A 12,125-nucleotide genomic window follows, 5' to 3' on the forward strand; every position below is an offset into this window, starting at 1 on the left:
CGACACCATGCATCTTGGGTCATCGCCTGCGGGCAGATCGCACGCCGTCGATCTTCGACACCAGGCCCAGCACGTGGTTCAGGCGGGCCGAGTCGGCCACCTCCACGGTGAAGCTCATGCGTGCGGTGCTGCCCCGCTGGTCGCGGGCGGACTGGGTGTTCACGTTGGTGACGTTCATGCGCTCCTTGGTGAACACCTCGGAGATGTCGCGCAGCAGGCCCTGGCGGTCGGCCGCCTCCACCTGGACGTCCACCGGGTACACCACACCCTTGTCGTTGCGCGGGATGCCCCACTCCACCGCGATCACCCGCTCGGGCACGCGCTGGCCCATCTCGCGGAAATTGGTGCAGTCGGCGCGGTGGATGGCCACGCCGCGGCCACGGGTGACGTAGCCGCCGATGGGATCGGGGGGCGCCGGCCGGCAGCACCGCGCCAGGTTCGTCAGCAGCGACTCCAGGCCCACCACGAGCACCCCGCCCTTCGGCGCTTCGCCGTCCGGGCGCGAGCGGCGTGAGGCGATGAGCTCGTCCGGGTCGGGCAAGGCCTCCGGCGGGCGCAGCAGCGTCTCGATGTTGCGCAACGAGTACTCGTCCTTGCCGATCACCTCGAACAACGCATCAGCCTGGCGAAAGCCCAGCTGGGATGCCAGGTCGTCGAGCTTGATGGCGGTCCTGCCTTCGCGCTGCAGCAGCTTTTCCACGGCTTCGCGGCCGCGGGCGATGGTGTGCTGCTGCGCCAGCGCGTTGAACCAGGCGCGCACCTTGGCGCGCGAGCGGTGGCTCTGCAGGTAGTTCAGCTCGGGGTTCAGCCAGTCCATCGACGGGCCGCCCTCCTTCACCGAGATCACTTCCACCGTCTGCCCGCTTTGCAGTGCGGTGTTCAACGGCACCATCACGCCGTCCACCTTCGCACCGCGGCAGCGGTGGCCCAGGTCGGTGTGCACGGCGTAGGCGAAGTCGATGGGCGTGGCGTCCACGGGCAGTTCGATGACCGAGGCCTGCGGCGTGAACACGTAGATGCGGTCGTCGAAGACGGTTTCCGCACTCGGGGCATCGCCGCCGCCCACGAAGTCGCGCTCCCAGGCGAGCAGCTGGCGCAGCACGGTCTTGCGCGCCTCGGCGATCTGCGCGTCGAAGTCGCCCGAGGCGCTGACACCCGCATACCCCTTTGTGCCGGCTTCCTTGTAGGCCCAGTGCGCGGCCACGCCGTGTTCGGCATGGTCGTGCATGGCCTGCGTGCGGATCTGCACCTCGACCGCCCGCTGCTGGTCGTCGTAGACGACGGTGTGAAGCGACTGGTAGCCGTTGGGCTTGGGCCGCGCGATGTAGTCGTCGTACTCGCCCGGCACCGGTGTCCACAGTTCGTGCACGTGGCTCAGCACCGCGTAGCAGTCGGGGATGTCGGGCACGATGACCCGCATGGCCCGCACGTCGAACACCCGGTCGAAGTCGAGCCCCTTGCCGCGCATCTTCTTCCAGATGCTGTAGAGGTGTTTGGGACGGCCCTGCACCTCGGCATGCAGCTGGTGGCGCGCGAGCACATCCACCAGCTTGCAGCGAAAGTCCTCGATGCCCTGCTCGCGCTCCACGCGCTTTTCATCGAGCAGGCGGGCCACCGTCTTGTACTGGTCGGGTTCGAGGAACCGGAACGACAGGTCCTCGAGTTCCCACTTGATCTGCCAGATGCCCAGGCGGTTGGCCAGCGGCGCGAACACCTGCATCGACTCGCGCGCCAGCGCCACGGGGCACACCGTCTTGGTGGCCGCGAAGTGCCGCAGCGTCTGCAGGCGGGACGCGAGGCGCAGCAGCACGACGCGCAGGTCGCGCGAGAACGCGAGCAGCATCTTGCGCACACGTTCGGTCTGCTCGGCGCGCTTTTCCTCATGCACCTGCGCCTCGCGGGCGGCGCGCTGGATCTGCACGAGCTTGCGCGTGTGCATCACGAGCCCGGCGTACGACGGGCCGAAGGCCTTGCTGACGACCTCCTCCGGCTTGTTCAGGAAGTCGCCCGCATAGACGAGGTAGGCCGCCGCCCGCATGGACGGCGCGGCACCGATGCCTTCCAGGATGGCCGCCACGCCGTCTGCATGGACCAGCGCATCCTCGCCGGTGTCGAGTGGCTGGCCATCGAGCAGCGGCTCGGCGAACGCACGCGCCCGGGCAAGCTGGGAGCGTTCGGCCGTGGTGGCTTCGCCGTGGCCCTCGTCCGTCAACTGGACGATGGGCGCGGCCGCGTGGTTGCGGTCAAGCAGTCCGGTCTTCATGCGCCGAGAAGGAAGGTGCGCACGGCCCCGGTCTGTTCGTCGTTGGTCAGCATCGGGGCATGCCCCACGCCGGCGAACTCACGCACCTGCGCCTTCGGGCCGCGCTGGGTCATCGCCTGGGCGCTGTCGCGCGACAGCAGGTCGGAGTCGGCGCCACGCAACACGAGCGTGGGCGCCTTGATGTGATCGTAGATGGCCCACATCGCGGCCTCGCCCGCCTTGGCGTTTTCGGGCGTGAACCCGCGGAACACCACCGCGATGGACGGGTCGTAGTGCAGCTTGAAGCCGTTGCCGTCGGGGCGCAGCATGGGCCGGGTCAGCGCGAGCCATTGCTCGGGCGTGTGGGGGCCGAAACCGGAGGAGATGGCCCACAGTGCGTCGGCCGCCTGCTGCTCGGTGTCCCAGTGCGCGGGCTGGCCCAGGTAGTTGCCGATGCGGGTCACGGCGTCGGCCTGGATGGCCGGCCCCACGTCGTTGAGCACGAGCCGGGTGACGGGCGAGTTGCCGAGCGCGGCTACCACCATGCCGATCAGGCCGCCCATGGACGTGCCTACCCAGTGCACCTCGGGCACGTTCAGCCGGGCGATGAGCGCCACCATGTCGGCGGCATAGAGGGGCACCTGGTAGGCGCCAGGGTCGGGCAGCCAGTCGGACTCCCCGCGGCCGAAAACATCGGGGCAGACGACCCGGTACTGGTCCTGCATGGCCTGCGCGAAGTGATCGAAATCGCGCCCCTGGCGCGACAGGCCGTGCACACACACCAGCACCCGCGGGTTGGCCGGGTCTCCCCACTCCCAGTAGGCCATGCGTTGCACCGTACGTCCGCGGAGGACGGGGACGTGGTGGAGGCGCGGTTGTGGCATGGCAAGTCCTGTTCGGTTCCGAAGCCCCGCGAGGTGACGTGTCTCGCGATGGGCCGACATAATGATCCGCACTGTATCAACCCCCAGGAGAATCTTCATGTTGAAAGGGAAAACCGCCCTCGTCACGGGCTCCACCAGCGGCATCGGCCTGGGCATCGCCCTCGTGCTGGCACGCCAGGGTGCCGACCTGGTGCTCAACGGCTTCGGGGATTTCGAGGCCGCGCGCGCCGAAGTGGCTGCCACGGGCGTGAAGGTGGGCTACCACGGGGCCGACATGAGCAAGCCCGACCAGATCGCCGAGATGATCGCGTACGCCAACAAGGACTTCGGCGGCGTCGACATCCTCGTCAACAACGCCGGCATCCAGCACGTGGCCAACGTGGAAGACTTCCCCGTCGAGAAGTGGGACGCCATCATCGCCATCAACCTGTCGTCGGCCTTCCACACTACCCGGCTCGCCATTCCCGGCATGAAGGCCCGCAACTGGGGGCGCGTGCTGAACATCGCGTCGGCCCACGGCCTGGTGGCGTCGGCCCAGAAGTCGGCCTACGTGGCGTCCAAGCACGGCATCGTGGGGTTCACGAAGGCCGTGGCGCTGGAAACCGCCACCACCGGCATCACCGTGAACGCCATCTGCCCGGGCTGGGTGCTGACCCCCCTGGTCCAGAAGCAGATCGACGACCGCGCCGCCCGCGAGGGCATCACGGTGGACCAGGCCAAGAAAGACCTGCTCGGTGAAAAGCAGCCGTCGCTGCAATTCGTCACGCCGGAACAGCTGGGTGAGCTGGCGGCATTCCTCAGCTCGCCCGCCGCCGACAACATCCGCGGCGTGGCCTGGAACGTGGACGGCGGCTGGGTGGCTCAGTAACTCACTTCGTGAGCTGCACGGTGCCGTTCACGTTGACGGTCACCGTGCCCTTGCCCAATTCCACGGGCAAGGCTTCGGCCGTGTCCATCGACGCCTTGGCGCGCATCATGGGCGCGGCGGTGTAGCCCATGGGCTCGTTCGAACCCACGTTGACCTCGCGGATCGTGAAGGTGCTGTAGCCGAAGTGCCTGGCGTACTCGGCCGCCTTCGTGCGGTAGCGGGCGATGGCCTGGGCGGTCAGCTCCGACTCCACCTTCTCGCGCTGCTCGCGCGAGAGGTTCGAACCCACGCGCGCGATGGTCAGCGTGGTGATGCGGCCGGTCAGCTGGGCGATGCCCGGGATGTCGCGGCCTTCCACCTGCAGCTCGGCGGTGCCTTGCCAGCCGTTGATGATGCCCTTGTTCGTGTAGCGCGGGAACAGCGAGAAGTTGCCCGTCTGCACGTCGATCTGGCCGGGCTTGGCCACCTTCTTGGCTTCGGCCAGCGCGGCGTCGAGCGCCTGCTTCAGCGCGGCCTGCACCTGGCCGGCTTCGGTGCCTTCGCGGGTGGTGGACAGCGTCACGCTCAGCAGGTCCTTCGTCACCTCGGACGTGGCGCTGGCCGACAGGCCCACCACGCCCAGCGGTTGAGGTGCGGGTTCCGCGGCCCAGCCCATGGGGGCGGCCATCACCAGGGCCAGCGTGGCGGCGAGTTTCGGCAAGTCGAACGTTCTTGTTGTGGTCATGCAGGTTCTCCAGCTAGGGTCGAACGGAGGGCGCACGCGGGTCAGGCGCGCAGGAACGGCAGGGTGTCGAAGCGGCCGCGGACCACCGTCTCGGGATCCACGCCCCACCACTGCCGCGCGATCGTGGCATACACCTGACGGAAGTCCGCGGTGTGCACCAGGTTCTGTGTCGCATCGAGCCGGTCGAGTTCCGGCATCTTGCCGATGATGCCCCCGCGCACGGCGCCACCCAGCGCGAAATGGGCGGCCGCGGTGCCGTGGTCGGTACCCCGGCTCTCGTTCTCGCGCGCACGGCGGCCGAACTCGGAGTAGGTCAGCACCAGCGTGCGGTCCCAGGCACCCGCCTCCACGAGCCCGGCGCGCAACGCCACCAGGCCGTCGGCCAGTTGGCCCAGCAAACTCGCATGGGTTCCGGCCTGAGCCTGATGGGTGTCGAAGCTGCCATGCGTCAGGTGGAACACCGGCACCCCGCCCTGCCCGGCCTGGCCCGCCACGATCTGGCACGTGGCCCGCACGGCCTGGCCGAACCGGGTGGACGGGAACACCGTGGCCAGCGGCGTGGCCGGTCTGGCGCGCAGGCCCTCGGCCGCCTGGATCACGTCGGCTTCCACGCGCAGCACGTGGGCCAGCGCAGCCGACCCCTGCCCGGCGGTGGCCTGGGCCAGGCGGGACTGGCTCACGAACGCGTCCACGTTGCCGAGTGTCACGGCACGGGCCCCGCGCAGCGCACCGAGGCCGGCGCTGCCCACGGCCACCCCCTCGGTGGTGAACGCCGCGCGGCGGCGCAAGCCGGCGGCCATCGCCCGCGCCACCCATCCGTCGTCGAGGTACTCGTTGGCCGCCGATGCGGTGTCCCAGATCTCGATGGCCCGGAAGTGGGACAGGTTGGGTGCCGGGTACCCGAGGCCCGGCAGCACCGCCAGCTCCTGCTGCGCCCACAGCGGCATCAACGGCGCGAGCGCGGGGTGCAGGCCCACGCGCTCGTCCAGGTGCAGCACCTCATCGGCCTTGAGGGCCAGCGTGGGCCGCAGCGCCGCATAGGCCGGGTCGGCGTACGGCACGACGGTGTTCAGGCCATCGTTGCCCCCCTTCAGTTCGACGAGCACCAGCACACGGCCGGCCGCGGACGCCGCCCGCGCGGTGGCCCAACGCGGCAGCGTCAGGCCGCCGGCCGCAAGAGACAACAGGTGGCGCCGGTTCAGGGGGCTCATGACGGTGGCCTTCATTTCAGCTGGTACGCGGGATCGAGGGTGATGACCCGCAGGTAGGACAAGCCCACCGTGCCGGCCGGCACCGGGTTCACGGCGGGCACCGCCAGCACCGCGGCCTGGATGCGGTGCGCGACCTCCGGGTCGGGTTCGCGGTCGGGCCAGGCGCCGAGCGGCTGCAACCAACCGTCGGCATCGAACCCCAGCACCGCCTTGCCGAGCCGGCCGCGGCGCGGGCCACTTGCCATCATCGCCCCGTCGCCGTTTTCGAACGTGCGGAACAGGCGCTCGGTGAACCGCTTGCGTTCAAGCAACGTGGTGCTGTCGATCCAGGCGGTGCCGCCCGGCCAGCCCTTGACGTTGGGCGGCAGGAAGAGGTCCTGCCCGGTGCGGCCGGTGAATGCCTCGAGCGGCGCGATGTCGTCGAGCGCGATGTCGAACTGGCGCAGCACACCCACCCCCAGCTCCACCGGCGACTTGACCAGCGTGCCGCGGGTGGCGGGCGCCCAGAAGGTGTCGCTCAACAACAGCACGCGCAATGCGGCCCCGGTCTGCCAGCCGCTCGCGCGCAGTTCGGCCGCGGCGCGCCCGGCCGCCCGGGGTTCGGGGTCGGGCGACACGAACTCGCGCCACAGCTTGTCCACGAGGAACCGTGCCGACGCCGGCTGCGCGAGGATGCGGTCGAGTGCCGTCGTCATCGTGTCGTTGGCGGCCTGGCCGAAAAGGGTTTTCGGACCGCTGTCGAACTGGCGCGGCACGAACACCGCCTCCCACGTGGCGCGCCGCACCGTCCACCCCGAGAAGGCGCGCGCGGCCTCGCGCACGTCCTCCTCGCCGTAGTGGCCTTCGCCGAGCGTGAAGAGTTCCATCACCTCGCGGGCGAAGTTCTCGTTGGGCGCCTTGGCGCGGTTGCTGTTGCCGTCGAGCCAGATGAGCATCGCCGGGTCGCGCGACACCGCGTGCAGCAACTCGCGGAACGAGCCCAGCGCGAAGCGCCTGAACAGCAGGTGCTGGGCGTACATGCCCTGTGGCTGCTGCACCTTCTGCTCGGACGTGGCGAAGTGGTTGTGCCAGAAAAGCGCCATGCGCTCGGCCAATGGCGTGGGCGACTCGCGCATTTCCTGCAGCCACCAGGTGGCCAGCGCCCGGGTGTCGTCCTGCGCCTGCTTCCGGGCCGCCTTGCGCGCCTCGTCGTCGGGCAATTGCCCATAAGGCACCCGCGCCGGCTCGGCCGTGAAGGCCGGCGCAGGGTGGCGAGGCGATGCCGCCGACGCCTGCGCGATGAGCCGGTCCACCGCCACCGCAGGCGTGAGGCCCACCCACGGCGCCACTTCGGCCGGCGATGGCGCAAAGCCCGTGCGCGCCAGCAGGTACCGGGCGTCCGGCTCCGACAGCCGCTCGGGCACCTGCGCGCCAACACACCCAGCCACCACGGCCATCACCAACCCGGTGCCGAACCGAACGCATGGATTCATCATGGCAACCCTAACGCCAAACCCCAAGCCCCCGCCGACACGTCGCCAAAAGCAAAAGATTTCACACCAATACCACCACCGCCCCCTTGACCAAGAACGTCACCAGGGGGTCTGCCCCGTTTGTAACAAGTGGTCAAAGCTGCTAAAACAGGGCCCGAAACCTGCGCACAATCGGCGCCGTTACAATTGACCTTGAATGGGAGTAAGCCATGACGACTGCGACCAATCAGCGACCCGACCGCATCGTTGTGGTGGATGACGATGCGCGCATTCGAGACCTGCTGCGCCGGTACCTGACCCAGGAAGGGTTCGAAGTCCTGCTCGCCGAGGATTCGAAAGCGCTCAACCGCGTGCTGACACGCGAAACCGTGGACATGATCGTCCTCGACCTGATGCTGCCCGGTGAAGACGGGCTGTCGATCTGCCGCCGCCTGCGCGCGGCCAACGACCTCACCCCCATCATCATGCTGACGGCCAAGGTCGAAGACGTCGACCGCATCGTCGGCCTGGAGGTCGGCGCCGACGACTACCTGCCAAAGCCGTTCAACCCGCGCGAACTGCTGGCCCGCATCCATGCGGTGCTGCGCCGCCGCCCGGCCCTCGAGGCCCCGGGCGCCCCGGCCAAGGACGCCCTGACGGTGACGTTCGGCCCGTTCGAATTCGACCTGGCGCTGCGCCGGCTGTCGAAGGACGGCGAGCAGATCGCGCTCACCACCGGCGAGTTCTCGATGCTCAAGGCGCTCGTGCGCCATCCGCGCCAGCCCCTGTCGCGCGACAAGCTCGCCCAGCTGGCCCGCGGCCGCGAGTTCGAACCGTTCGACCGCAGCCTCGACGTGCAGATCTCGCGCCTGCGCAAGATGATCGAGCCCGACCCGGCCCAACCGCGCTACATCCAGACCGTCTGGGGCGTGGGCTACGTCTTCGTCCCCGATGGCGCTGCTTAAGCGCAAGGGACGGCGAAAGGGCCCCGACAAGGGCCCTTTTTTTGCACCCACCGTCATCCAGATACCGGACCACGCGATGGTCGACGGGCTGCCGGCCCGCGGGGCCGTCGCGCTGAGCCTCTTCTGGCGCACGTTTTTCCTGTTGGCCGTGCTGCTGATGGGGGGCGTGTTCGCGTGGGTGCAGACGTTCCGCGCGCTCGAGTTCGAACCGCGCGCCGTGCAGTCCGCACAACAGATCGCCAGCCTCGTGAACCTGAGCCGCGCGGCGCTGAAGTACGTGGACGGCATCGACCGCGTCACCCTCGTGAAGACCATCTCGGCCGGCGAGGCCGTGAAGGTGCTGCCGCGCGAGCCCGGTGACAAGTGGGAACCCTTCGAGCAGGACCGCTTCTCGAAGGCCATCGGCCAGGAACTGCGCTCGAAGCTCGGCCCCGACACGCTGGTGGCCAGCGGGGTCAATGGCGTGAGCGGGCTGTGGGTGGGCTTCTCGATCGACCGCGACCCGTACTGGTTGCAGGCCGACCCCACCCGGGTGCAGCCCATGGCCGGCAGCAGCGTCGTGCTGTGGGTCACCATCGCGCTGCTGGCCACCGTGCTGGGCTCGGCCGGCATCGCCCGCCTGATCAACCAGCCACTGCGCGACCTGTCCTTCGCCGCCAGCCGCATCCGCGACGGCGAATACGAATCCCAGCTCGACGAGAACACGCTCACCAGCGAGATCCGCCAGGTCAACATGGGCTTCAACCGCATGGCCCGCGAGCTGGCCAAGGTGGAGGAAGACCGCGCGGTGATGCTCGCGGGCATCTCGCACGACCTGCGCACCCCGCTCGCGCGCCTGCGCCTCGAAGCCGAGATGAGCGTGTACGACGAGGAAGCCAAGCGCAACATGGCCCTCGACATCGACCAGCTCGACGCCATCATCGACAAGTTCATGGACTACGCGCGGCCTGGCGAAGTCAAGCTGGTGCCCGTGCACGTGAGCAGCCTCGTCGAACGCGAGATGGCAGGCTTCCGCGACCCCACGCAGATCCGCATCGCGTCGCGCGTGGCGATCGACACCAAGGTCATGGCGGACGAGACCGAACTCGGCCGCGTGTTCCAGAACCTGTTCGAAAACGCGCGGCGCTATGGCCGCTCCACCGACACCGGCATCGCCCGCGTGCAGGTCACGTACGCCCGCACCGGGCCGTGGGTGATCCTGAGCGTGCGCGACTACGGCCCCGGCGTGGCGCCCGAAAAGCTCAAGCAGCTGACCACGCCGTTCTTCCGCGGCGACGCGGCCCGCACCGCCGCCACCGGCGCCGGCCTCGGGCTGGCCATCGTCGAGAAGGCCGTGCAGCGCATGGGCGGGCACTTCGAACTGGCCAACGCACTCGATGGCGGGCTCGTGGCGCACGTGCGCCTGAAAAAAGCGCCCTGACGCCCCCTGCCGCCAGGGGCTGGTGGCCAAGGCCCTCCGCACATGGCGGTGGATTCGGGCTTTCGTCACGGACTTCGTGTCCGCGGGCCCGGCCGCATGCAGGGTGCGGACACTGTGGGCATGCGTTGCGGCGCCGATAACGCGCCGCAAGGTCATGCCACCTTTGTCCCCGGAGATCGCCCATGCACTCGTCTTCCTACGCCACCACCACGTCGCTTCACGCGCAGACCGTGCTGGACATGCTGTCGTCGCGCCTGCACGGCGGTGCGTTCAGGCCGGAGGAAATCACGACACCGTTCGGCGTGGCGCTGAAGGCGGCAACCAGCGGGCGTGTCGCCATCGGCGACCACGTGCTGGCGCCGGGCATCGATGACTGCAGCCCGAAGGCGCCGGCGGAGGTCCTGTACATCGGGACCCGCCCCGACCGGCCGGGCAACTGGTGCCTGCTCCGCTACCGCGGCCAGGCGGAGCCGGGTGCCCTGATCACCGAGGATGCGCTGGATGCCGGCAGGATGGGGCCGCGCGGCGCTGGTGCACGGGTTACAGCGTCCTGGCGATAGACCCCTGGGGACGGTACAGGGCTGACAAGCTGAGCCAGCGCTTCATGCTGCAGCCCAGCTCTCGAGCCAGTACGCATACGGCGTGGGCAGTACCCATGAGGGCTTGGCCACACCGAGTTGCCGCGCGGCCTGCTGCGGCCAATGCGGGTTGTCCAGCAACCTGCGCGCAACCATCACGAGATCGAGCTGGCCGTCTCGCACGAAGCCGTCGGCCTGTTTGGCATCAGCAATGAGCCAGCTGGTTGCCACCGGCAGGCCGGTTTCACTGCGGACTTGGCCCGCGACCGGGACCAGCATGTTCGGCGCCCATGGGACCGGGGACATCGTGGAGAAGCCGATGCCCACGTCCACAAGGTCCAGCCCGTGGGCCTTGAGGCGCTTCAGCACGTCGATGGATTCAGCGAGGTTCGCGCCGTCATCGCCGTCGAATTCCAGCACCCCCAGCCTGGCGGTGAGCGGAAACTCTTCCGGCCAGACCTGCCGCACCGCTGCAACCGTTTCGACGAGGAACCTTGCGCGGTTCTCCAGGCTACCGCCGTAGGCGTCGTCACGTGCGTTCGAATGCTTCGACAGAAAGCTCTGTGCCAGGAAGCCGTGCGCGAAGTGCAGTTCCAGCCACTTGAATCCCGCCTCATGCGCGCGCTTCGCTGCGGCGACAAAGTCTTGCTGCACCCGACGAATGTCCGCCAGCGTCATCTCACGGGGAACGTGAGGTTGCTCCGCGATCAGCGGCAATGCCGAGGGCGCGATGGGTTCCCAGCGTGCCGGGTCCGTCGAGGGCAATGGCGCGCCGCCTTCCCAAGGGGGCGCTGTCGTGGTCAAGCTTTTTCGGACGGCCCGATAAGGGAACGTTGAACTCTAGTGGGCGGCGGCGTGCTGCTGTTCGTAGTGACTGGGGGATCGATATNTGTCGTGGTCAAGCTTTTTCGGACGGCCCGATAAGGGAACGTTGAACTCTAGTGGGCGGCGGCGTGCTGCTGTTCGTAGTGACTGGGGGATCGATATCCCAACGTCGAATGCAGCCGCACCGGGTTGTAGAAGCTGGTGATGTAGTCGGCGATGTCGGCCTGCGCTTCTGCATGATTGGCATAGTCGCGTTGCCAGACCCGCTCCATCTTCAGATTCAAGAAGAAGCGTTCCATCACCGCGTTGTCCCAGCAGTTGCCCTTGCGGCTCATGCTGCACACCAGGCCATGGCGGTCGAGCAAGTCGGTGTGGTCTTTACTGGCGTACTGGCAAACAGCTGGGCCACGTCGGCGCAGGTGCCAACGTCGAATGCAGCCGCACCGGGTTGTAGAAGCTGGTGATGTAGTCGGCGATGTCGGCCTGCGCTTCTGCATGATTGGCATAGTCGCGTTGCCAGACCCGCTCCATCTTCAGGTTCAAGAAGAAGCGTTCCATCACCGCGTTGTCCCAGCAGTTGCCCTTGCGGCTCATGCTGCACACCAGGCCATGGCGGTCGAGCAAGTCSGTGTGGTCTTTACTGGCGTACTGGCTGCCTCTGTCCGAATGCACCACCAAGCCCGGCGCTGGCTTGCGGCTGATGATGGCCAGGTTCAACGCCGCGCACACGAGCTCYGATGGCATGCTGGGGGCCATCGCCCAGCCCACAATCTTGCGCGAGAACAGATCCAGCACCACCGCCAAGTACAGCCAGCCGCTGCGGGTGCGGATGTAGGTCATGTCGCTCACCCAGGCCTCGTTGGGCCGCGCCGGGCTGAAGCGGCGATTCAGCACGTTGCCGGCCACAGGCAGCTTGTGCCGGCTGTCCGTGGTGTGAACGAACTTGCGCCGCCAACG

The 12,125-nt window shown here is 68.4% G+C and carries 10 protein-coding genes and 2 pseudogenes; 4 read left to right on the forward strand and 8 right to left on the reverse strand.

Annotation, left to right across the window (positions count from 1 at the left end):
* Positions 1-19: 19 nt before the first annotated feature.
* Together ASC87_RS25485 and ASC87_RS25490 are read right to left on the reverse strand one after the other, a co-directional pair.
* A complete protein-coding gene (locus tag ASC87_RS25485) occupies positions 20-2,263 on the reverse strand; it encodes a bifunctional (p)ppGpp synthetase/guanosine-3',5'-bis(diphosphate) 3'-pyrophosphohydrolase (RefSeq protein WP_056669509.1) in 2,244 nt (747 codons plus the stop codon).
* Positions 2,260-3,126, reverse strand: a complete 867-nt coding sequence (locus tag ASC87_RS25490) for an alpha/beta fold hydrolase (protein WP_056669511.1) — start codon at positions 3,124-3,126, stop codon at positions 2,260-2,262. The genes ASC87_RS25485 and ASC87_RS25490 overlap by 4 nt, the downstream gene beginning before the upstream one ends.
* A 97-nt stretch (positions 3,127-3,223) precedes the next feature.
* Between ASC87_RS25490 and ASC87_RS25495 the strand changes: the two genes are divergently transcribed.
* Positions 3,224-3,994, forward strand: a complete 771-nt coding sequence (locus ASC87_RS25495; protein ID WP_056669514.1) for a 3-hydroxybutyrate dehydrogenase — start codon at positions 3,224-3,226, stop codon at positions 3,992-3,994.
* A 1-nt stretch (position 3,995) separates the two neighbouring features.
* Here ASC87_RS25495 and ASC87_RS25500 read toward each other — a convergent pair whose 3' ends face one another.
* Genes ASC87_RS25500 through ASC87_RS25510 form a run of 3 tightly spaced genes read right to left on the reverse strand, consistent with a single transcriptional unit; the run spans position 3,996 to position 7,401 of the window.
* Positions 3,996-4,718 (reverse strand): SIMPL domain-containing protein, encoded by a 723-nt coding sequence (locus ASC87_RS25500; protein ID WP_082568935.1) that lies wholly within the window; start codon positions 4,716-4,718, stop codon positions 3,996-3,998.
* 41 nt (positions 4,719-4,759) lie between these two features.
* Positions 4,760-5,920: a DUF1501 domain-containing protein gene (locus ASC87_RS25505; RefSeq protein ID WP_056669584.1), complete on the reverse strand. Its 1,161-nt coding sequence runs from the start codon at positions 5,918-5,920 to the stop codon at positions 4,760-4,762.
* Positions 5,921-5,940: 20 nt separating this feature from the next.
* Entirely contained in the window at positions 5,941-7,401 is a 1,461-nt protein-coding gene (locus tag ASC87_RS25510; protein ID WP_082568943.1) for a DUF1800 family protein, read from the reverse strand.
* A 209-nt stretch (positions 7,402-7,610) separates the two neighbouring features.
* Between ASC87_RS25510 and ompR the strand changes: the two genes are divergently transcribed.
* The 3 genes from ompR (at position 7,611) to ASC87_RS25525 (ending at position 10,325) form a co-directional block, all read left to right on the forward strand.
* Entirely contained in the window at positions 7,611-8,345 is a 735-nt protein-coding gene (gene ompR / locus ASC87_RS25515; RefSeq protein WP_056669520.1) for a two-component system response regulator OmpR, read from the forward strand.
* A 76-nt stretch (positions 8,346-8,421) separates the two neighbouring features.
* A complete protein-coding gene (locus ASC87_RS25520; protein ID WP_056669522.1) occupies positions 8,422-9,765 on the forward strand; it encodes a sensor histidine kinase in 1,344 nt (447 codons plus the stop codon).
* Between the two features lie 182 nt (positions 9,766-9,947).
* Positions 9,948-10,325 (forward strand): hypothetical protein, encoded by a 378-nt coding sequence (locus tag ASC87_RS25525; RefSeq protein ID WP_056669525.1) that lies wholly within the window; start codon positions 9,948-9,950, stop codon positions 10,323-10,325.
* A gap of 42 nt (positions 10,326-10,367) precedes the next feature.
* On the opposite strand, the pseudogene ASC87_RS25530 reads toward ASC87_RS25525, so the two are convergent.
* The 3 genes and pseudogenes from ASC87_RS25530 to ASC87_RS25540 all read right to left on the reverse strand — a co-directional run.
* A pseudogene (locus ASC87_RS25530) lies at positions 10,368-11,129 on the reverse strand (NADH:flavin oxidoreductase/NADH oxidase); the annotation flags it as partial.
* A 152-nt stretch (positions 11,130-11,281) separates the two neighbouring features.
* Positions 11,282-11,533 (reverse strand): annotated as a pseudogene (locus ASC87_RS25535) (integrase core domain-containing protein); the annotation flags it as partial.
* 13 nt (positions 11,534-11,546) lie between these two features.
* Positions 11,547-12,125: IS3 family transposase (locus ASC87_RS25540; RefSeq protein ID WP_157604354.1), on the reverse strand; the 579-nt coding region annotated here is incomplete at its 5' end.

Origin of the sequence: Rhizobacter sp. Root1221, from assembly GCF_001425785.1 — a bacterium.
Classification (GTDB): Bacteria; Pseudomonadota; Gammaproteobacteria; order Burkholderiales; family Burkholderiaceae_C; genus Rhizobacter.

Bases quoted from the DNA above. Each gene is read 5' to 3' on its own strand.
- ASC87_RS25510 (WP_082568943.1), bottom strand. From the start codon at position 7,401: ATGAATCCATGCGTTCGGTTCGGCACCGGGTTGGTGATGGCCGTGGTG.
- ASC87_RS25500 (WP_082568935.1), bottom strand. From the start codon at position 4,718: ATGACCACAACAAGAACGTTCGACTTGCCGAAACTCGCCGCCACGCTG.
- ASC87_RS25485 (WP_056669509.1), bottom strand. From the start codon at position 2,263: ATGAAGACCGGACTGCTTGACCGCAACCACGCGGCCGCGCCCATCGTC.
- ASC87_RS25520 (WP_056669522.1), top strand. From the start codon at position 8,422: ATGGTCGACGGGCTGCCGGCCCGCGGGGCCGTCGCGCTGAGCCTCTTC.
- ASC87_RS25525 (WP_056669525.1), top strand. From the start codon at position 9,948: ATGCACTCGTCTTCCTACGCCACCACCACGTCGCTTCACGCGCAGACC.
- ASC87_RS25490 (WP_056669511.1), bottom strand. From the start codon at position 3,126: ATGCCACAACCGCGCCTCCACCACGTCCCCGTCCTCCGCGGACGTACG.
- ASC87_RS25495 (WP_056669514.1), top strand. From the start codon at position 3,224: ATGTTGAAAGGGAAAACCGCCCTCGTCACGGGCTCCACCAGCGGCATC.
- ompR (WP_056669520.1), top strand. From the start codon at position 7,611: ATGACGACTGCGACCAATCAGCGACCCGACCGCATCGTTGTGGTGGAT.